General features: G+C 74.7%; 15 protein-coding genes. 8 read left to right on the top strand and 7 right to left on the bottom strand.

The features are described 5' to 3' along the window. Nucleotides 1–157: 157 nt before the first annotated feature. On the top strand, nt 158–1522 hold the full coding sequence (locus ACFVU7_RS29450; protein WP_388048036.1) for a M14 family metallopeptidase: 1365 nt from the start codon (nt 158–160) through the stop codon (nt 1520–1522). Nucleotides 1523–1685: 163 nt separating this feature from the next. Here the strand turns inward: ACFVU7_RS29450 and ACFVU7_RS29445 are convergent, their stop codons facing one another. Beyond that, nucleotides 1686–2537, bottom strand: a complete 852-nt coding sequence (locus ACFVU7_RS29445; RefSeq protein ID WP_388048034.1) for an alpha/beta fold hydrolase — start codon at nt 2535–2537, stop codon at nt 1686–1688. A gap of 362 nt (nt 2538–2899) precedes the next feature. On the opposite strand from ACFVU7_RS29445, the gene ACFVU7_RS29440 reads away from it, so the two are divergent. Beyond that, entirely contained in the window at nt 2900–6721 is a 3822-nt protein-coding gene (locus tag ACFVU7_RS29440) for a DEAD/DEAH box helicase (protein WP_388048032.1), read from the top strand. An 82-nt stretch (nt 6722–6803) separates the two neighbouring features. On the opposite strand, the gene ACFVU7_RS29435 is transcribed toward ACFVU7_RS29440, so the two are convergent. The 3 genes from ACFVU7_RS29435 to ACFVU7_RS29425 form a co-directional block, all read right to left on the bottom strand. After that, a complete protein-coding gene (locus tag ACFVU7_RS29435; RefSeq protein WP_074002898.1) occupies nt 6804–7175 on the bottom strand; it encodes a fic family toxin-antitoxin system, toxin component in 372 nt (123 codons plus the stop codon). Then, nucleotides 7172–7414, bottom strand: a complete 243-nt coding sequence (locus tag ACFVU7_RS29430) for a plasmid mobilization protein (protein ID WP_143204553.1) — start codon at nt 7412–7414, stop codon at nt 7172–7174. The genes ACFVU7_RS29435 and ACFVU7_RS29430 overlap by 4 nt, the downstream gene beginning before the upstream one ends. A 71-nt stretch (nt 7415–7485) precedes the next feature. Beyond that, complete coding sequence (locus ACFVU7_RS29425; protein ID WP_388048031.1) at nt 7486–8358, bottom strand: glycosyltransferase family 2 protein; 873 nt, start codon at nt 8356–8358, stop codon at nt 7486–7488. 340 nt (nt 8359–8698) lie between these two features. Here ACFVU7_RS29425 and ACFVU7_RS29420 point away from each other — a divergent pair, with 340 nt between their 5' ends. The 3 genes from ACFVU7_RS29420 (at nt 8699) to ACFVU7_RS29410 (ending at nt 11543) form a co-directional block, all read left to right on the top strand. After that, nucleotides 8699–9454, top strand: coding sequence for a ScbR family autoregulator-binding transcription factor (locus ACFVU7_RS29420; protein WP_388048030.1), 756 nt, complete (start codon nt 8699–8701; stop codon nt 9452–9454). Between the two features lie 314 nt (nt 9455–9768). After that, entirely contained in the window at nt 9769–10668 is a 900-nt protein-coding gene (locus ACFVU7_RS29415; RefSeq protein ID WP_380782533.1) for a BTAD domain-containing putative transcriptional regulator, read from the top strand. Between the two features lie 155 nt (nt 10669–10823). After that, the gene (locus ACFVU7_RS29410) at nt 10824–11543 is read left to right on the top strand and encodes a ScbR family autoregulator-binding transcription factor (RefSeq protein ID WP_117486142.1); all 720 of its coding nucleotides are present in this window, start codon (nt 10824–10826) and stop codon (nt 11541–11543) included. 120 nt (nt 11544–11663) lie between these two features. On the opposite strand, the gene ACFVU7_RS29405 is transcribed toward ACFVU7_RS29410, so the two are convergent. Continuing rightward, nucleotides 11664–15023, bottom strand: coding sequence for a hypothetical protein (locus tag ACFVU7_RS29405; protein ID WP_388048029.1), 3360 nt, complete (start codon nt 15021–15023; stop codon nt 11664–11666). 357 nt (nt 15024–15380) lie between these two features. Between ACFVU7_RS29405 and ACFVU7_RS29400 the strand changes: the two genes are divergently transcribed. After that, complete coding sequence (locus ACFVU7_RS29400; protein ID WP_388048027.1) at nt 15381–16172, top strand: putative protein N(5)-glutamine methyltransferase; 792 nt, start codon at nt 15381–15383, stop codon at nt 16170–16172. A 127-nt stretch (nt 16173–16299) separates the two neighbouring features. Here the strand turns inward: ACFVU7_RS29400 and ACFVU7_RS29395 are convergent, their stop codons facing one another. After that, nucleotides 16300–16728 carry a PPOX class F420-dependent oxidoreductase gene (locus tag ACFVU7_RS29395; RefSeq protein ID WP_388048025.1) on the bottom strand — a complete coding sequence of 143 codons (429 nt, stop codon included), beginning with the start codon at nt 16726–16728 and terminating at the stop codon, nt 16300–16302. Between the two features lie 214 nt (nt 16729–16942). Here ACFVU7_RS29395 and ACFVU7_RS29390 point away from each other — a divergent pair, with 214 nt between their 5' ends. Beyond that, nucleotides 16943–17389 carry a hypothetical protein gene (locus ACFVU7_RS29390; protein WP_049652968.1) on the top strand — a complete coding sequence of 149 codons (447 nt, stop codon included), beginning with the start codon at nt 16943–16945 and terminating at the stop codon, nt 17387–17389. 83 nt (nt 17390–17472) lie between these two features. Continuing rightward, on the top strand, nt 17473–17976 hold the full coding sequence (locus ACFVU7_RS29385) for a DinB family protein (RefSeq protein WP_380741200.1): 504 nt from the start codon (nt 17473–17475) through the stop codon (nt 17974–17976). A gap of 69 nt (nt 17977–18045) precedes the next feature. Here ACFVU7_RS29385 and ACFVU7_RS29380 read toward each other — a convergent pair whose 3' ends face one another. Beyond that, nucleotides 18046–19434: a pyridoxal phosphate-dependent decarboxylase family protein gene (locus tag ACFVU7_RS29380; RefSeq protein WP_388048023.1), complete on the bottom strand. Its 1389-nt coding sequence runs from the start codon at nt 19432–19434 to the stop codon at nt 18046–18048. Nucleotides 19435–19556 lie beyond the last annotated feature (122 nt).

Raw genomic sequence — 19556 nt, 5'->3', positions numbered from 1 at the left:
GCCCGTCGGGCCTTCTGGTTCGCCCGTGCCGGCCGTCGCCGGATCGCGGGCTTTCCGATGTCTTGACGAACCCATGACACTGGCGGACCATCAAGCTGGCGCGCGCCGAACCTCCTCCACCGTTCCGCCCCCCACGGACCCCCACAGGAGGACAGTCATGCGACTGCCCCGCCGAGGGAAGCCCGCCGCGGCCACCGCCGTCCTGCTGGCCCTCGCCCTCGCCACCCCGCTCACCGCCAGTGCCGCCGACACCGGCGCCCCCGCCCCGTTCACCGTCGGTGCCGCCGACAACGACGGCGCGCGGCAGTACCGGCTCGACGGCCCCCGCACCGTCGCCGAGCGCACCGCCGTCGCCGCCACCGGTGCCTCCGTCGACGCCGTCCTGCCCGACGCGGTGGTGGTCACCGCCACCCCCGCCGAGGCCGCCCGGCTGCGGACGCTCGGCTGGTCGCCCGTCGCGCTGCCCGGTCCCCGCTACGGCGACGGGGGCGACGGAGGCGGCGCGGGCCTGGCCGGGCCGGTGTACGACTTCCCGCCGGCCGACTCCGGCTACCACAACTACGCCGAGGCCACCGCCGACATCGACGCCGTCGTCGCCGCGCACCCGGACATCATGAGCAAGCGCGTCATCGGCACCTCCTACGAGGGCCGTCCGATCGTCGCGGTGAAGATCAGCGACAACGTCGGCACCGACGAGGACGAGCCCGAGGTGCTGTTCACCGCCCACCAGCACGCCCGCGAGCACCTCACCGTCGAGATGGCGCTCTACCTGCTGCACGAGTTCGGCGACAAGTACGCCACCGACAGCCGCATCGCCAACGCCGTCAACAGCCGCGAGATCTGGGTGATCCCCGACCTCAACCCGGACGGCGGCGAGTACGACATCGCCACCGGCCGCTACCGCAGCTGGCGCAAGGACCGCCAGCCGAACTCCGGCAGCAACAGCGTCGGCACCGACCTCAACCGCAACTGGAACTACAAGTGGGGCTGCTGCGGCGGCTCCTCCGGCTCCACCTCCAACGAGACCTACCGGGGCAGCGCCCCGGAGTCCGCCAAGGAGACCAAGGTGGTCGCCGACTTCGTCCGCAGCCGGGTCGTCGGCGGCAAGCAGCAGATCACCGCCGCCATCGACTTCCACACCTACAGCGAACTGGTGCTCTGGCCGTTCGGCTGGACCACCGCCGAGACCGCCCCCGGCATGACCGCCGACGAGTACAACACCTTCGCCGCCATCGGCCGGGACATGGCCGGCACCAACGGCTACACGCCCGAGCAGTCCAGCGAGCTCTACATCACCGACGGCGCGATCGACGACTGGCTGTGGGGCGCCCAGCGGGTCTTCGCCTACACCTTCGAGATGTACCCCGGCCCGAACGGCAGCAGCGGCTTCTACCCGCCCGACGAGGTCATCGGCCGCGAGACCGCCCGCAACCGCGAAGCGGTCCTCCGCCTGGTGGAGACGGCCGACTGCGTCTACCGCGCGATCGGCAAGCAGCAGCAGTACTGCGGCATCTCCGCCTGAGCACCCGCCCCCGGCACGCGTGCTCCGCGTGCCACCGCCCGGCGCCGGCTGCGGGACCACCCCGCGGCCGGCTTCGGGCCGACCGACTCCACGACGGCACACACCGGTTGAGCGATGAACCGGTAGCTGTGCGACGGCCTCCGGATCCCCTCGCGGAACCGGGTCAGCCCCAGAACTCCCGCAGGGCGGCGTTGACGGCGCCGGGCTCCTGGGTGTGCGGGTAGTAGCCGGGCACCCGCAGGAGGCGGCCGCCGAGGGAGTCCGTGAGGGACTCGGCCACGGCGATGAGGGGGAGCCCCACGTGCTCGCGGTACGCGGCCGGCGCCTGCTCCCAGGTTCCGCAGACCACCAGGACCGGCAGGGCGGCGCGCCGGATCGCCTCCAGCGGGATCCGCGCCTCCCAGACGGGCCGCTCCCCCATGGAGGTGGCGACGGCACGGAGCCGACGCGGCGTGGGCTCGGGCATGGCCATCCCCAGCCCCTCCGTGGACGCCCGCAGGTACTGCTCCGGCGTGACGTCGTCCGGGATGCCCGGGGCGCCGTCGCGCACCCGGTCGAGGAGTTCGGCGACGACCGGGTGGTGCGCGGCGGCGGTGAAGGCGGAGGGCTGGACGAGGGCGAGGGAGCGGACGAGGTCGGGTCGGCGCGCGGCGGCGATGAGCGCGGCGACGGCGCCGTTGCCGTGCCCCACGAGGTGGGCGCCGCCGAACCCCGCGGCGGAGGCCCCGTCGCCGAGAAGACCCTCGATGTCCTGGGCGTCGACGTCGAAGTCGCTGCGCGCGGTGTCCGGGCTGTCGCCGTAGCCCCGGCGGTCCATCAGGAGGAGCCGTCGGCTGTCCGCGAGGGGCCGCTGCCCGGCGAACCCGTACGCGGGGTCGCTGCCCCAGCTGAAGATGTTGTGGACGAAGAGGGCGGGGACGGCCGTCGGGGTCGCCGGGGCTCCCGACGCTGTCGGGGCCCGGCCTCCTCCGGCCCGGTCGCGGTCATCCCACACGGTCACGTGCACGGCTGCCATGGGTCATCCTCCCGAAGCCGAGGAACGTCAACTCCCGTGAGCCTAGACCTCGATCCACTGCTGATGCCTGTGCCGGAGTGTTACGGGGCATCGTGCCGGGCGGTGCGGGGAGGCGTGCGCGCGCGGTGGGCACTCGGCCTACCCGTCCGGCGTCCGGTAGATTCTGCGCCCGGCTGATCGGCACACGAAGTGGCCGGGTGCCGTGGGTTCGACGCAGGGGGCGACGGGTGCGGAGCGGGGACGGGCGTGTGGGGGGTCTGCTGGAGTGCTGGCGGGCCGTTGAGTTGTTCAGTCCGCCGCCGATTCCGGAGGTCCCGCGGAAGCGTCGGGCCGGCCGTCCCCGGGCGTCGGACGCGGTCGTCGTGGATGTGACGCCGGTGGCCGGGCAGGCGGCGGTGGTGCTGCCGTGGGCGCCGGAGCATCCGGAGACGGCGGCGCGGCGGGCGCCGCGGGGGATGGTGTGGCGGCACGAGGTGTACGGCGGGGTGTACGACCTGGAGCTGCTGCGCCAGGCGATGATCGCCGTACTGCCGGAGGGGACCGACCCGGACCCGGGGGTGCCGGACGAGGAACTGGTGCTGTCGGGGAGGAGCGCGATGTTCGCGCTGGTCCTGGACGAGCACGGGCGGCCGGTCGAGGACACCTCGGTGGTCTCGGCGTGCGGCTGGGCGGCGGGTCGACTCTTCGACCCGGGGCCGTCGGTGGCCGGATGGCTGGACGGGTTCGAGGAGTTGGGGGAGGCGTTCGAGGTCGCGGTGGGGCGGCTGACCGCCACACCGGTTCCGTACGCGCCGGGGCCCTCGCCACTGCCGAACCCGGTGACCGTGGGGGAGGAGGCCGTCCGCGGCTGGCGGCAGCTGATCGCGGAGATCCTGGGCGGCGCGGCGGTGGCGGCGGTCGGTGCGCTGTTCGGAGAGGTGGCCGGGGCCGCGGTGCGCGGGGCGACGGAGCCGCTGGTGCGGCGCGTCGCGGACTGGTCGGCGGCCCGCCGTCCGGACGGGGAGAGCGCGGCGGGGGAGCCCGCGCCCGTGCCGCCGGAGCCGACGGCTGACGGAGTGGCGCAGGACGCGGGCCCGCGCCCGGTCGGGCTCGCCGACCTGGTCGCCCTGACCGCCCAGATCGCCCACCTCTGCGGTGTCGAGGAGCACCTGGACCCGCGGGTGATCCGGGTCCGGAGCCGCCTGGTCCACCGCCCGCGCGACCCGAAGGCCAAGCCCGCCGCCGCGCAGCCGTTCCTCAACAGCCTGCTGCCGCCCGACCTGGCCCGGGTCCGGGCCGCGCTCGACGGCGGCCTCGGCCCGGCCCTGGAGGCCTACCTGACCGGCCGCCGGGACATCCCGGTCGGTGCCCGCACCGATCTGCGCGAGGACCGGCCCACCGTCCTCGCCGGCGTCCACCCGGCCCTCGTCCCCGCCGGGCGCTGGCCCGCCAAGGCGCGGTACCCGCTCGCGCTGAGCCAGCAGTTCGCGGTCAACCGCATGCTCGCCGACCGCACCGCCGCGGACGCCGACGCCGGCGGCCTGTTCTCCGTCAACGGCCCGCCCGGGACCGGCAAGACCACCATGCTGCGCGACCTGGTCGCGGCCCTCGTGGTCGAGCGCGCCGCCGTGATGGCCGAGTACCGGCGGCCCGAGGAGGCGCTCGTCGGCCGCCCCTGGCGGGGCAAGGACCGCCAGGGCGTCCACGCGCGCTTCGTCTCCGCCCTCGACCCGAGGCTCACCGGCCGCGAGATCGTGGTGACCTCCTCGAACAACGGCGCCGTGGAGAACATCACCGCCGAACTGCCCGGCGCCGACGCCCTGGACGAGCACTGGCACGACGGCCCCGACCACTTCTCCGACCTCGCCTCCGCCCTGCTCGGCGGCGCACCCGCCTGGGGGCTGGTCGCCGCCGTGCTCGGCAACAAGTCCAACCGGACGAGGTTCACCGAGCGCTTCTGGTGGGGCCGGCTGCCCGAGGACGAGACCACCGCCCGCGAGGCCGCCGGGCTCCCGCCGCTGCGCGGCATGAACGCCGTCCTCGGCGACTGGGTCCCGCCCAGCGTGCCCAGACCCGCCCGCACCCCGGGCGACCGCCGCGCCGCCCCGGGCACCGGTACGGCCGAGGCCACGACCGCACCCGCCGCCGTACCCACCGCCCCCGCCCAGCCCGTCCCCTCCTGGCCCGAGGCCGTCGCCGCCTTCAAGGCCGCCCGGACTGAGGTCGAGCGCCTGCGCGCCGAACGCGTCCGCCTCGCCGCCGCCCTGGCGGAGACGGCCTCGGGCGAGGCCCAGCACCGCCTCGACGCCCTGCGCGCCGCCATCGCCCGCGCCGACGACCGCGCGGCGGCCGCCGAGGCCCGCCGGGCCGCCGCCGGCACGGCCGTCGAGACGGCCCGCACCGCCACCCGTGCCGCCGAAGCCGCGCACCGGACCGCGGTCGAGCGCGTCCCCCGGGCCCGCGAGGCCCTCGCCGACGCCCGGGCCGCGCTGGCCGCCGCCCGTGAACACGCCGACGGGCACCGCCGGCAGGTCGACGTGCTGACGGCCCTGCACGACGAGCCGCCCGGCGCCCAGCCGGGCCTGCGCGCCGGGCTGCGCCGGCTGCTCCGGAGCGGCGCCGAACGCGAGGCCGCCGAGCAGCACCGCGAACAGAGCCGCAGCGAGCTCCTCGCCCAACTCGTCCGGCAGCGCACCGTCCTGGAGGCCGCCCGCGCCCACATCGCCCGCTGCGCCCAGGCCGAGGACGTCGCGGCCGACCTGGACGCCCGCTCCAGCTCGGCCGTCACCGAGGCCGAGGCGGCCGCGTCCCGCGCCCGCGCCCAGGAGGCCGCCGCCCGCGCCGCGGAGTCCACGGCCTCGGTGACGGCCGAGCGGGCCCGGCAGGAGGCGTGGGCCGCCCGGCGCGAACTGGAGGGCGCCACCGCCGAACTCGACGCCGCCCACCGGGCCCTGCGCGCGGCCGCCGCCGACCTCCCGTCCCTGCCCCTCGACTGGCCACGGCTCCCCGACCACGATCAGGAGCTCGGCGCCCCCTGGGCCGACGAGGCCTGGAGCACCGCCCGCAGCGACCTGTTCCTGCGCGCCCTCGACCTGCACCGCGCCCTCGTCGCCAACACCGCGAAGCGGATCCGCGGCAACCTCCAGGTCCTGGTGGAGCTCATGGCCGGCAACAGCGGGCCCGTCCCCGAGGAGCAGGTCCTGCACGCCTGGCAGACCCTCTTCCTCCTCGTCCCGGTGGTCTCCACCACCTTCTCCTCCATCGGCAGCATGCTCGCCCGCCTCGGCCGGGGCTCCATCGGCTGGATCCTCGTCGACGAGGCCGGCCAGGCCACCCCGCAGGCCGCCGTCGGCGCCCTCTGGCGGGCCCGCCGCGCCGTCCTCGTCGGCGACCCGCTCCAGCTCGAACCCGTCGTCACCATGCCGACCGCCCTGCAGCGCCGACTCCTGCTCGCGTACGGCGTCGACGAGGAATGGCTGCCATCGGCGACCTCCGCCCAGGCCGTCGCCGACCGCGTCAACCGCTACGGCACCTACCTGCCCGCGCCCACCAGCGCGGAGGAGGAGACCGTCTGGGTCGGCTCACCGCTGCGGGTCCACCGCCGCTGCGAGGAACCCATGTTCACCGTCAGCAACGAGGTCGCGTACGGCGGCCTCATGGTCCACGGCACCCACCCCCAGCCCTTCCCCGACCCCGACCACGACGGCCTCCTCCCCAGCCGCTGGCTCGACACCCCCGACCCCGACCGCCCCGCCGACGCCCCCTGGGGCGAACGCGACCGCCGCGCCCTCACCTTCCTCCTGGGCCGACTCGACCACCACGGCGTCACCGTCGAACGCCTGCGGATCATCGCCCCCTTCCGCGCCCTCGTCGCCGAGGCCCGCGAAACCTGCCGCACGCTCCCCGGCTGGACGGCCGAACTGCTCGACGAGCGCTGCGCCACCGTCCACAAGGCCCAGGGCAAGGAGGCCGACGTCGTGATCCTGCTCCTCGGCGCGGGCCGCCCCGGCGCCCGCGCCTGGGCCGCCGGCACCCCGCACCTCCTGAACGTCGCCGCCAGCCGCGCCAAACGCCGCCTCTACGTCATCGGCGACCGCGCCCTGTGGGCCCCGCTGCTCCACTTCGACGTCCTGGCCGCCGAAGTCCCCGCCTACGACCACGTCCACGACCGCGCCACCTGGCCCCTCGACGGCCCCGCCGGCTGACCCCGGCACCTGCGGGGAGGAGACGGACGTGCGGGCGCGCGAGAAGTCGGATCGGCCGACTTCTCGCGCTGCACCGGAACGCTCAGCGGTACCAGGTACGGATCGCGGCCGCGGTCTCCCGGACGTCGGCGTCGCCGGCCCGGATTCGGGCGGCCAGCTCGACGGCCTGCTTGGGCTCGGCGGTGACGATGACGCCGGAGGCGCTGAGGTAGGAGGCGGCGACCACGGCGGCGAAGTGCTCGTTGGCGGAGTCCAGCGCCGGGACGCGGATCAGCTGGTGCATCAGGGCTGCCGCGCGCTGGTGCGCGGCCCCGTACACCGGTACCTCCATGACGGTGTCGGCGTGCCGGGCGACGGCGGCGGCGAGGGTGCCGTAGTCGGTGACGTCCGGGTCGCTCGGCAGGAACTGGTGGGCGATGTCGAGCAGCCAGGCCCGGTCGATCCGGAGGATCACGCGGCGTCCGCCTCGGCGGCGCGGGTGCTCAGGGGATAAGGCCCGAACTCCTCCTCGAAGGCGGGCCCCCAGGTCTGGGCGAAGTGCGCCGCGGCGGTCAGGAACCGTTCCCTCCGCTCGTCCGCCTCCTCGGCCAGCACCTTGCGCGCGTAGTCCGGCAGGCTCATCCCGGCGGCCTCCGCGCGCTGCTCCAGGGCCTCGTGCACGGTGTCGTCCAGTCGGACGTTCAACTGCTTCATATCGGCGAGCGTAGCGACTGGTAGGGGGTGCTACAAGAGCAGGGCCCACAGCGGGCCCCCGCGCCCGGGTGTCAGAACACCGGGGGCCGCCCAAGTCGGGTCATCCGCCAGACCGTGGCCCAGCGCATCGGGCGGCGGGGTGGGCACGGGGTGCGGACGCCCTCCAGGAAGCCGGAGTACCAGGCGCGCAGTCCGGCGGCGGGTGGGCGGCGGGAGAGGGTGTAGACCGACCAGGAGGCGAGGTACGGCGGGACCAGGACGGCGGGCAGTCGGCGTTTGGCCAGCCAGACGCGGTTGCGGGCCGTCAGCCGGTAGTAGGCGGCGTGTCGGGCGGGCTCGGTCCGGGGGTGCTGGAGCAGGAGGTCGGCCCGGTAGCGGATCGACCAGCCGGCGTCGAGGACGCGCCAGGCGAAGTCCGTCTCCTCGTGGGCGTAGAAGAACCGCGAGGGGAAGCCGCCGACCCGGTCGATGGCGCTCATCCGGATCGCGTGGCCGCCGCCCAGGAAGGTGGTCACCTTGCCGGAGCGCAGGGCGCCGGAGGAGCCCGGGCGCGGGACGTGGCGGCGCTGGGTGTGCCCCGTCCCGTCGGCGACCCGGAAGCCGACGACGCCGAGGAGCCGCTCCCGCTCGAAGGCCTCCCGGACCAGCCGGAAGGTGTCGGTGCGGGGGAGCAGGCCGTCGTCGTCCAGGTTCACCACCACGTCCACGCCGCCGAGTTCGCGCAGCCGCCGGGCGCCGAGGTTGCGGCCGCCGGGGATGCCGAGGTTCTCCGGCAGTTCCACCGCGTCGACCCAGTCCGGGAGCGGCGGCAGCCGCACGCCCTGCCCGATCACCACGACCCGGGCGGCCTCGCCCTCCTGGGCTGCCACCGAGTCGAGGAGCGCGCCCAGCTCCCGGGGTCGGTCGCCCATCGTCAGTACCACCACGCCCAGCCTGAGGCCCATCCGCACCCGCTTCCGTCGAGGAATCCCGCAGATCCGGTGCAACGACCGGCCCGGCTCGGAGGTCACGTACGGATGGGAGCGAATGTTGGTACGGAGGCGAACGCCTGGAAGAAACCGTTCGTTCGGTTTTTCGGGCGCCGGAGGCGGTGCGCCGGAGGCCGATCCACCGGGGCGGCCGAGGCGTGCGGTCACCCACGGGGCGGTGGGGCCTGACGGGGTGTGGGGAGGGGGAGTGGTTGGCGGGATTCCTCGGCATCGTCTTGTCGGTCGTGGGTGGGGCGAAGCTAAGATACGGGGTGTTTGGTTTTGTTTTCCGGGAGCTCAGGGCGGGGTGGTTTCGGTGGTACGGCAGGAACGGGCGCTCCGGACACGTCGGCTGATCCTGGAGGCGGCGGCCTCGGTCTTCGACGAGTTCGGGTACGAGGGTGCGACCATCGGCGAGGTGGTCTCCCGGGCCGGTGTGACGCGCGGTGCGGTGTATTTCCATTTCGCCTCGAAGCGCGATCTGGCGCAGGGCGTGGTGGAGGAGCAGTTCGTCCAGGACGGAGTTCCCGAACGGAGCTGCAAGCTCCAGGAGTTCGTGGACACCGGGATGGTGGTGGCGTACCTGATGCCGCGCGACCCGCTGCTCAGCGCGGGTGCCCGGCTGTCGCTCGGGCAGGACCTCTTCGACGATCTGGGCGGCGGCGCCATCCCCGGCTGGATCAGCCGGTTCGAGGCGCTGCTGGTCGCGGCCGGCGAGCGCGGCGAGCTGCTCCCGCACGTCGTGCCGGCGGACACCGCGTGGCTGCTCGTCGCCGCGTGGACGGGGGTGCAGATCCAGTCCCAGAAGCTCTGCGGTCGGGCCGACCTGGAGCTGCGGGTGTCCGCGCTGTACCAGCACCTGATGCCGAGCATCGCGGTGCCGGGCGTGCTCGGCTCGCTGCAGATGGGGCCGAACCGCGGTGCCCAGGTGGTGGCCGAGGCCGCGGCGGCCCGTGCGGCGGCGGAGGGCGACCCGGAGGGCGGCGACCTCGACGGCGGTCCGGACGGCGGTCCGGACGGTGCGGGCGGCGCCGTGCGCGCCGAGGTGCAGACGGAGGTCGGGGTGGGCTGACGGCGGCTCACCGCCCGACCCACCTGCGGGAATCCGGGTGGGCGAGGGCGGCGGGGGCGGGCGAATCGGCGGCGACGGGACCACGGGGGTCCGGCGCCGCCTTTGGTTTGCCCGGGCCCGGTCACACGGTGCGGCGGTGGCGCTGCCGAGGGTGGCGGGCCGCAACGTCCGCGCAAAACAAACAGCACGTTCGGTTTTGTATTGACAAACCGCGCGTCCTGTTTTTGACTGGTAGCAGTTGACCCAGGGTGTCGACCCGGGTGCCGGCCGTGGCCGTGGAGGCTGCGGCGTTCCGTGTGATTGGGGTGGTCATCGTGGAAATTCGGGTGCTCGGGGCGCTGGACGTCCGGGTGTGCGGGATATCGGTGGTGCCGTCGGCGCCGAAGCCGCGGCAGGTGCTGGGACTGCTGGCGCTGCGGGCGGACCAGGTGGTGTCGGCCGGGGTGCTGGCCGACGAGCTGTGGTCCGGCCGTCCGCCGCGCAGCGCACGCACCACCGTGCAGACGTACGTGCTCCAGCTGCGCGACCTCATCGACCGGGCGCTCGCGACGGCCGGTACGGCGCGGGGGGTGTCCTGCGCCAAGGACGTCCTGGTGACCTCGCCGGGCGGCTACATGCTCAACAGCGGCGGCGGACTGACGGACCTCCGGGAGTTCGAGCGCCTGGCCGGCACCGGCTACCGGGCGATGGACGGCGAGGACTACCCGGGGGCGGCCCGGCTGCTCGGCGAGGCGCTCGCGCTGTGGCGCGGGCCGGCCTTCGCGGACGTCCCGGTCGGCGGCCAACTGGCCGTCGAGGCGCGGCGGTTGGAGGAGACCCGGCTCTGCGCGTTGGACCAGCGGATCGAGGCCGACCTGCGCCTCGGCCGGCACCGGGTGCTGCTCGCCGAACTCACCGTCCTGGTCGACCGCTACCGCACCCACGAGAGCCTGCACGGCCAGTACATGGTCGCGCTGCACCGCTCCGGCCGCCGGGGTGAGGCGTTGGAGGCCTACCAGCGCCTGCGGAACACCCTGGTACGGGAGTTGGGCATGGAGCCCTCGGTCGGACTGCGGCGGCTCCAGCGCTCCATCCTGCTCGCCGGTCCCGAGCGTGTGTCCGAGCGCGGGTTGGAGCGCGGGTCGGAGCGTGCGGCGGATCGCGAGCCCGCCGGTGTGGCCGCCGGTGCGGCCGCCGGGCCGGAGGCGGCGGCCCGGTTCAGCCGGGCCGGCTGAACCGGCCGGTTGTCCGGGTCGTGGGCCGGGCCGTCCCGGTCGGTGTCGCATCGGCGGCACCGGCCGCGGACGGCTGTCGGAGGCCGCGGCGTCCGTCGTGGGGCGGCCGCGGTCTGGTCGGAACCTGCTTGTCGTTGTGAGGGGTTGTGGGACGGGTGGTCCAGGAGAGGTCGGAACGGACGCGCGGGCGGCTGGTGGAGGCGGGGGCGGCACTGTTCGACCGCCGCGGCTACGCCGGTGCCACCCTCGGCGAGATCGCCGCGGCCGCCGGGGTGACGAAGGGGGCGCTGTACTTCCACTTCGCCTCCAAGGAGGAGCTGGCCAGAGCGGTGTCCGCGCAGGCCGAACGCTCGCTGCGGTCGGCCTGCGCGGAGCTGCGCGCCGCGTCGTCCCCGCTCCAGGGGCTGATCGACGCGGGCTACTGGCTGGTCGAGGCCCTCGGGACGGACCCGGTGATCCGGGCGGCCTTCCGCCTGGGCCGGGAGGACGGCGGCTGGCAGGTTGCGCCGACCACGGCTGCGCCCGCCACGGTTGCGCCCGTACCCGCGACGGCCAGGCCCGCCGCGGCCGACCCCGGGCAGCAGGCCTTCGCCGACATCCGCGGCTTCCACAGCGTCTGGGCCGGCGTCGTCCGCGACCTGCTGGCCGGCGCCCGCCGCGCGGGCGAGCTGCGCGACCGCTCGGGCGGCCTCGGCCCGGAGACCCTGGTGGTGGCCGCCGCCTGCGGCCTGGAGGTGGTGTTCGCCGACGGCTGCCCCGCCGGGGAGCGCGCCCGCCGGGTCGGCGCCCTCTGGGACTGGCTGCTGCCCTGCCTGGTGCCCCCGGGCCGGGGCGGCGGCTACCGCACCAGGCCGCCGGCCCCGCAGCCCGCCTGAATCCCGGTCCGACCCGGGTGGCAGCCCCGGTCCGGACACGGAACCGCCCTCGGTGCCCGAAGGTACCGAGGGCGGTCAGTCGACCGGTGGACGGCGGGGATCAGGCGGTGATCGGGGCTGCTACACCACGAACCGACCGGCGGCCGCGCGGCGCCGGGCCCGGTAGAACAGCGCCCCACCGAGGGTCACCAGCCCGCCCCCGGCCAGGCCGAGGACGGCGACCGGCGCCCCGGCCTGGGGCAGCTCGCCGCCGGGGCCGCCCTTCTGCGGCGGAATCGGATGGTGGCCCGGACGGCTCGGGCAGCCCTTGCCCCCGCCGCCCTTGTGGTCGTGCCCCTTCGGCGGGCAGGGCGCGACGGAGATGCAGAGCTCGACCGGCGGGCTCTGCACGGTCTGCCCCTGCGGGTCGCGGGCGGAGGCCTGGGCGGTGTTGGTGACGCTGCCCGCCTGCGCGTCCGCCTCCGTCACCGTGTACGTGCCGTGGCAGGTGGTGCTCTGCCCCGGGTCGAGGGTGGTCTGCTCACAGGTCACCTGCCGGACGCGGTCGTCGCCGACGGTGAGACCGGTCAGCGTGGTGCTCCCGGTGTTGGTGACGGTGTACGTGTAGGTGACGCTGTCGCCCGGGTACACCGTCCCGGCGGCGTCGGACCGCTTGGTGACGGCCAGCGAGGAGGTGGCGGTACCGACCGTCACCGTGGCCTGGACCGGTGCGCTCTGCACGGGCTGGCCCTGGGGGTCGGTGCCGCTGGCGTGGGCGGTGTTGGTGATGTGCCCGGCCTGCGCGTCGGCCGCCGTGACGGTGTAGGTGCCGTGGCAGGTGGTGTTCTGGCCGGAGGTGAGGGTCGTCTGGTCGCAGGTGACGGACGGGACGTGGTCGTCGCTGACGGTGATGCTGTTGATCACCGTCATCCCGGAGTTGGTCACCGTGTAGGTGTAGTGCACCGTGTCACCGACCTGGAACGGGCCCGCGCTGTCGGCCTGCTTGGCGACGGCCAAATCGGACACCGGGGTGACGACGTCGACCGTCGCCTGCGCCGGTGGGCTCTGCACGGGTTGGCCCTGGGGGTCGGTGCCGTTGGCGTGGGCGGTGTTGGTGATGTGCCCGGCCTGGGCGTCGGCCGCCGTCACGGTGTACGTCCCGTGGCAGGTGGCCGTCTGGCCGGGCTCCAGGGTGGTCCGGTCGCAGCTCACGGACGAGACGTGGTCGTCGGCCACGGTCAGGTCGTCGACCACCGTCGTCCCGGAGTTGGTCACCGTGTAGGTGTACGCGACGGTGTCCCCGACGTGGAACGGCCCGGCGCTGTCGGCCCGCTTCGTCAGGTCGAGCTTCGGGACGCCCGCCACCGGCAGCGTCACCTGGGCGATCGGGCTCTGCACCAGCTCGCCCAGCGGCCCGGTGCTGTCCGCCTGGGCCGTGTTGGTGACGTGGCCGAGCTGCTCGTCGGCGGCGGTCACCGTGTAGGTGCCGTGGCAGGTGGCGGCCTGCCCCGCGAGCAGGGTGGTGTGGTCGCAGGCCACGTTCTGGACGTGGTCGTCGGCCACGCTCACGTCGGTCAGCGTGGTCGTGCCGGTGTTGGTCACCGTGTAGGTGTAGGTGACGGTGTCCCCGGCGTGGACCGGACCGGGGGTGCCGGCCTGCTTCGTCAGGGAGATCGAGGACGGGCCGATCACCGTGACGGTGGCCTGGGCCTCCGCGGTGACCGGCCGGCCGTCCGAGGTCCCGTTGGCCGTGGCGTGGTTGAGCACCTTCCCGTCCTGGGCGTCGGCCGCCGTCACGACGTAGGTGCCGTGGCAGACCGTGCTGTCCCCGGGGCTGCCGGCCGGTGCCAGGACGGTGGAGTCGCAGGTGATCCCGGTGGCCTTGTCGTCCGTCACCGAGAGCGCGGTCACGGGGCTGCCGCCGGTGTTGGTGACCACGTAGCTGTACGGCACGGTGTCGCCGACGTGGAACGGCTCGGGCGCGTCGACGTGCTTGGTCAGCGTGATGCCCGGTGGCGCCACCACCGGCAGGGTGACCGTGTCGGGCGGCGAGGTGACCGGGCCGACGTCGGTGGTTCCGGTGGCCTGGGCGGTGTTGGTCACGTGGCCCTGGGCGGCGTCCGCGGCGGTGACCAGGTACGTCGCCGTACACGTCACCGTCTCACCGGGTGCCAGGGTGTTCACCGGGCAGGTGACCGGCCCGACCTTCGGGTCGTTGACGGCCAGGTTGGCGATCGGCACGTTCCCGGAGTTGGTGACCACGAAGTCGTACGGGATCGGGGTGCCCACCGTCAGCAGCCCGGGCAGCGGCTCGTGCGGCTGCTTGACCAGGTTCAGCTCGGGCAGCGGCTGGTCGGTGTAGATCACCACGTTGCGGATCAGGTGGACGTCGGTGAACAGGCCGGTGGAGCCGGCGAAGCCGAACTTGTAGGTCGAGGGCACCGGTTCCGGTGCCGGGGTCTGGAGCACCTGGTGCGAGCCGGTGCCGTCGTTGAAGTCGACGGAGACCGTCAGCACCGGGGAGGGCGCCGGCGTCAGGTGCACGTTCACCCGGCGGCGCGAGGGCTCCAGCAGGGTCTGGGCCTCGGCTGGGGTCACCCCGGCCGGCAGCGTGGTGAGCGGGCCCTGGAGCTTGCCGGGCAGGGTGGAGGGCCACGGGCCGTTGGTGGTGAAGTTGCCGGTCGTCGCGGTGAGGAAGCAGTAGCCGGTGGTGCCGTCGCCGGGGCCGCGGACGGTGACCATGTTGGCGCCGGGCGCGGGCACGCGGAAGGACGTACCGGCGGGGGAGCGCTGGGAGCAGCCGTTGCCGCGCTGCTCCCAGTCGCCGAAGTAGTTGCCGAGCACGTCGAGCCCGACGCCGAGGTAGCCGCGGTCGACGCCGGGCAGGAAGCCGAGGTTCGGGTTGTCGTCGGGCAGCTTCTGGGCGTAGCCGAGGCTGCCGCCGAACGCGCCGGGGTGGGTGAGCGAGACGTCGCCGTTCACCAGGAAGAACGAGATGCCGTCGGCTGGGGTGTTCGGCGTGGTGCTGCCGTACTGCCACTGGTCGAACGTCACGTCCAGGCCGTTGCCGGCGGGCAGGGCCTGGTCGAAGAGCACCGCGCCGCTCTGGTCGTTGCCGGCGTCGGTGATCCGCAGGTAGCCGAGCGGCGCGGAGTCCAGCGGTGGCACCGGGCCGGTCTCGGCGGCGGGGCAGCCGCCGAGCGGGTGGTCGCCCGGCCCGGGCTGGGCGGGGGCCGCGCCGGTGAGGCAGGCGGAGCCGACGGCGATGAAGCGCGAGTCGGCGGTGGCACCGGTGAAGGCCTCCTGGAGCAGGGGGGTGCCGGTGGCCCGGACCCGCTCAGGCAGCGGCGCGGCGGGGTGGTGCGCGGGGGTGACGGCCTGGGCGAGTGGGGCGAGCGGGGCGGCGAGGCCTGCGCCGAGCAAACCCAGCGTGGCCGCGGCGCTGATGAAGCGGGCCGTTCGGGCGCGAAGCCGTGACGCTCCGCGGGATTGTCTCGTCATAGCGTCACTATGGGTGGCCGTCACGATCCGCTACAAGCTGTGTACTGTCAGTGGAGCTATCGAATAGCTCGGATGAACGAGCGTGAGGCACGGCGCGCGCCAGGGCGGGTTCGGCGGGGCCGGTGGACATTGTTCGACCGTTCCCGACTGACGGTGCGGTAGGGTGGCCGACGCCGAGTATGACCGCGACTCAGGGAGGTGAGCCCCATTTACGGAATGTCCGAGCGGGTGCTCCCGGAGCGCGGCCGCGTGGGCGCCTCGCGCGCATAGCGCGAACGGCGCGCCGACGCGGTGTCGGCCCCCGCGGGAGCCCTGACGGAGTCGTCAGCTCTCCCGTCTTCCCCCAAGGGGTTTCTCTTGTCGGTCTTCTCCTCCGCCTCCCTCCGTTCCTCGGTGGTCTCCCGGCTGCGCGCCGCCGGGTGCGTGTTCGCCGAGGACGAGGCGCGGATCCTGCTCTCCGCCGCCGCCTCGCCCGCCGACCTGGCCGCCATGGTCCGCCTCCGCGCCGACGGGCGGCCGCTCGAACACGTCGTCGGCTGGGCCGAGTTCGCCGGTCTGCGGATCGCCGTCGACCCGGGCGTCTTCGTCCCGCGCCGCCGCAGCGAGTTCCTGGCCGCCGCCGCCACCGCGCTGACCGCCCCGGGCGCGGTGGTGCTCGACCTGTGCTGCGGCAGCGGCGCGCTGGGTGCCGCCGTGGCGGCCGCGGCCGCGCACCCGGTCGAGCTGTACGCGGCGGACATCGACCCGGGCGCGGTCCGCTGCGCCCGCCGCAACCTGGCCGGCGTCGCGGCGCGGGTCTTCGAGGGCGACCTGTTCGCCGCCGTCCCCGTGGAACTGCGCGGCCGGGTGGACGTGCTGATCGCCAACGTCCCGTACGTCCCGACCGGTGACCTCGGCCTGCTGCCGCCCGAGGCGCGGCTGCACGAGGCGCGGCCGGCGCTGGACGGCGGGGCGGACGGGCTGGACGTGCTGCGGCGGGTGGCCGCCGAGGCGCCGCGGTGGCTGGCGCCCGGCGGGTCGCTGCTGTTCGAGACCAGCGAGCGGCAGGTGGCGGCGGCCCTCGCGGTGACCGGGGCGGCCGGGCTGGCGGCGGTGGAGAGCCGGCAGGAGGACCTGGACGCCACCGTGGTCGCGGCGACGCTGTGCTGACCGGGTGCGTTGACCCGAAGCGCTGACCGGGTGCGTCGACTCGCTGCGCTGAACTCCCCGGCTCCGGAAGGGGTTTGCGGCCCGGCCACCGTTCCCCCGTGACGGTGGCCGGGCCGGGCGGGGCCGGTCAGATGCGGGTGCCGTACACGTGGTCGACCGGGATGGTGAGGAGCACCCGGCGGTCGGCGACCATCGTCTCGCGGTACTCCGTCCAGTCCGGGTGCTCGCCGGCGGCGCGTCGGTAGTAGTCCACCAGCGCCTCCACCTCCGGCCCCTCGGGGTCGGTGCCCGGCCCGGTCAGGGTGGCCACGCCCTCGGCGGTGGTCCAGGAGCGGCCGTCCGGCCCGGTCACCTCCAGGCTGACCCGCGGGTCCCGGCGCAGGTTGGCGGTCTTGGCCAGCCCGTTCCGGGTGGAGACCAGGATGGCGTTCGCCTCCCGGTCGTAGAACGGCATGACGGGGGAGAGCTGCGGCCGGCCGTCCGCCTTGATGGTGGCGAGGACGCCGAGGCGGCTCTGCGCGAGCAGCTCGTACGGGTCGAAAGGAGTGGCGGTCATGGGAGCATCATCGGCCTTCACACCGGTGTGAGGGCAAGGTCCGCCACGCGTGTTGGGCGAGGAGGCCGCGCATGGTGGCACGGGCCGGCGAGTCGGTACGGGATGTTCGGAAATCGGCCGTGGTGTCCGGTGCGAGCCGATAAGGTCGGTGGTGAGAACGGTGACGGTGCGTCAGTGTGCGTGCACCGTCCGAGCCGAGGGGAAACGCCGCACGATGGCACGCGTACGCAAGCAGGTGGAACTGCTGGAGTTCGCCGACGACCTCCACACCGACGACGTCACCCCGCTACGGGCCTTCCTGGCCGCCCGCATGAGTGAGCTGGTCGAGGCCCAACCCGAGGGCACCAGTGCCCGGTTGGCCGCCGCGCGACTGGCGGAGGTCACCGCCAGCGACTGCATCTTCCTCTCGGACGTCCTGGTGGCCTGGGAGGAGGTGGTCCTGGAGGGCCGCAAGGACGAGCCCGGCTGGACGCAGCGGATGCGCCAGGACGCCATGCTGTGGTGGAGGCGGCTGTGCGTGACGGCGGAGATGTTCGGCGACCACCCCGACCACCGCTCCCGCTGGCGCCCGCTGCGGTACATGAACCTCGCGCACGCGGAGCTCATCGCGGAGCTCACCGACGAGGCGGGCGGCGTGTACGGGGACGGGGCGCACCCGTGATCCCGGACGGCTGGGGGCAGTGGCCGTAGGGCTGTCCCGCCACCCCCGCGGTTGTGTCGGTGGCGGCTGGTACGGTCCCGCGCATGAGCAATCGTGTGCCCTTCACGGGTGGGGAGAAGGAAAGCCTCCGGGCGGCGCTGGACCGGCACCGCGAGGCCGTGCTGTGGAAGCTGGAGGGGCTGGACGACGAGCAGCTGCGCCGTCCGATGACGCCCTCCGGGACCAACCTGCTGGGGATGGTGAAGCACCTCGGCGGTGCCGAACTCGGCTGGTTCCGGGGGACGTTCGGCCGGGAGATGGGCCAGCTGCCGTTCGACATCGAGGCCGACGACGACTCCGACATGCGGGTGGAGCCCGGCGAGTCGACGGCGGACGTCCTGGCGTTCTACGCCCGGGCCAGGGCCGACGCCGACGAGACGATCGGGGAGCTCGCGCTGGACGACCTCGGCACCTCCTGGTTCGGCAACTCCGTCTCGTTGCGCTGGGTGCTGATCCACATGACCACGGAGACGGCGCGGCACGCCGGGCACATGGACATCCTGCGCGAGCTGATCGACGGCGGGACGGGGGACCACAAGCGGAGCTGAGGCCGACCCGGAGCCGGCACCGACCCGATGTGGACGCCGGTCGGTGTCAGCTCCGACCGGTGCGTCCGCTCAGGCCGTCAGCTTCCGGACGGCCCGGTCCAGCGCCTCCGCCGTCCGCCGGACGTCCGCCCCGGTGGTGCGCCAGTTGCTGAACGCCGCGCGCAGGGCGGGCCGTCCGGCGTAGCGGGTGGGCGTCAGGAAGGCCTCGTCGGCCAGCTCGGCGGCGAGCGCGGCCAGCCGCTCCGGGGTCGGGTCCGCCGTCAGCGAGAAGCAGACGACGTTCAGCCGGACCGGGGCGAGCAGCTCCAGCCCGTCGATCCGCGCCACCTCCGCGCCGAGCGCCCGGGCGCCGGCGACGCAGCGCTCCACGATCTCCCGGTGCCCGGCACGGCCGTACGCCCGCAGGGTGAACCAGGCGGCGAGGGCGCGCAGCCGGTGGGAGTTCTCCGGCGTGAGGTGGACGAGGTCCGGGTGCTCGCTCAGCGGGCCGAGGTAGGCGGCGGCGTTCTGGAAGACCCGCGCCTGGAGGTCCGGGCGGCGGGTGAACTGCACGGCGCTGTCGTACGGCACGTTGAGCCACTTGTGCAGGTCGACGCAGACCGAGTCGGCGAGGTCCAGCCCCGCGACCAGCTCCGCGTGCTCCGGGGACAGTGCGGCGAAGGCGCCGAACGCGGCGTCCACGTGCAGCCAGAACCCGTACCGTTCGCGCAGCGCCGCGATCGCGCGCAGGTCGTCGAAGTCGACGGTGTTGACCGTCCCGGCGTTGGCCACCACCACGCACGGCCCCGGGGCCTCCGCCAGCGCCCGCTCCAGCGCGGCCACGTCCACCGCCTCCCGGCCGGGCAGGACGGGCACCGTCCGCAGCGCCGTTCGGCCCAGGCCGAGCACCGACAGTGCCTTGGCGACGCTGGAGTGCGCACTGCCCGACAGCACCCGGACCGGCCCCAGCGCGCCGACCCCGTCCTCGGCGACGTCCACACCGAGCCGCTCGCCCAGCCACTCGCGGGCGATCGCCAGCCCCACCGTGTTCGACATCGTCGCGCCGCTCACGAAGGTGCCGCGGTGCGCCGTCGAGAGCCCGAACAGCTCGCCCAGCCAGCCGACCGTCTCCCGCTCCAGCTGCTGACCGGCCGGGTCCAGCGAGGAGTTGGAGTTCTGGTCCACGGCCGAGGTCAGCCAGTCGCCCGCGAGCGCCGCCGGCGTCGCCCCGCCGGTCACGAACCCGAAGTAGCGCGGCCCGGCGCTCGCCGAAAGCCGGGGCTCCCAGCGCTCGGCGAACTCCGCCAGGGCCGCGCGCGTCCCGCCGCCCTCCTCGGTGAGCGGGGCGACGGCGGGCGGCCCGGCCCGCTCGACCACGGGCCGCTCGTCGAGGCCCGCCAGGAAGGCGAGCGCGCGCTGCCGGGTCTCCTCCAGGATCTCGGGCAACCGGCCGAGGTCGGCGGCGAGTTCGGGGTGCATGGGGCTCTCCGTTGATCGACTGTGCGGTGCGGCCGAGGCTAGCCGCCGGGGCGGACGGCGTCCCGGTCCAATCCGGTCCTGGTGGCCTGGAACGCGGCTTCGGGGAACATCGGTACAGCGGT

This window comes from Kitasatospora sp. NPDC058046 (assembly GCF_042885595.1).
Lineage (GTDB): Bacteria > Actinomycetota > Actinomycetes > Streptomycetales > Streptomycetaceae > Kitasatospora.
Note: the sequence above shows the minus strand (reverse complement) of the source record. Positions and strands in the feature narration are given on the sequence as shown.

Bases quoted from the DNA above. Each gene is read 5' to 3' on its own strand.
- ACFVU7_RS29430 (WP_143204553.1), bottom strand. From the start codon at position 7,414: ATGAAGCAGTTGAACGTCCGACTGGACGACACCGTGCACGAGGCCCTG.
- ACFVU7_RS29395 (WP_388048025.1), bottom strand. From the start codon at position 16,728: ATGACCGCCACTCCTTTCGACCCGTACGAGCTGCTCGCGCAGAGCCGC.
- ACFVU7_RS29445 (WP_388048034.1), bottom strand. From the start codon at position 2,537: ATGGCAGCCGTGCACGTGACCGTGTGGGATGACCGCGACCGGGCCGGA.
- ACFVU7_RS29390 (WP_049652968.1), top strand. From the start codon at position 16,943: ATGGCACGCGTACGCAAGCAGGTGGAACTGCTGGAGTTCGCCGACGAC.
- ACFVU7_RS29385 (WP_380741200.1), top strand. From the start codon at position 17,473: ATGAGCAATCGTGTGCCCTTCACGGGTGGGGAGAAGGAAAGCCTCCGG.
- ACFVU7_RS29450 (WP_388048036.1), top strand. From the start codon at position 158: ATGCGACTGCCCCGCCGAGGGAAGCCCGCCGCGGCCACCGCCGTCCTG.
- ACFVU7_RS29380 (WP_388048023.1), bottom strand. From the start codon at position 19,434: ATGCACCCCGAACTCGCCGCCGACCTCGGCCGGTTGCCCGAGATCCTG.
- ACFVU7_RS29425 (WP_388048031.1), bottom strand. From the start codon at position 8,358: ATGGGCCTCAGGCTGGGCGTGGTGGTACTGACGATGGGCGACCGACCC.
- ACFVU7_RS29405 (WP_388048029.1), bottom strand. From the start codon at position 15,023: ATGACGAGACAATCCCGCGGAGCGTCACGGCTTCGCGCCCGAACGGCC.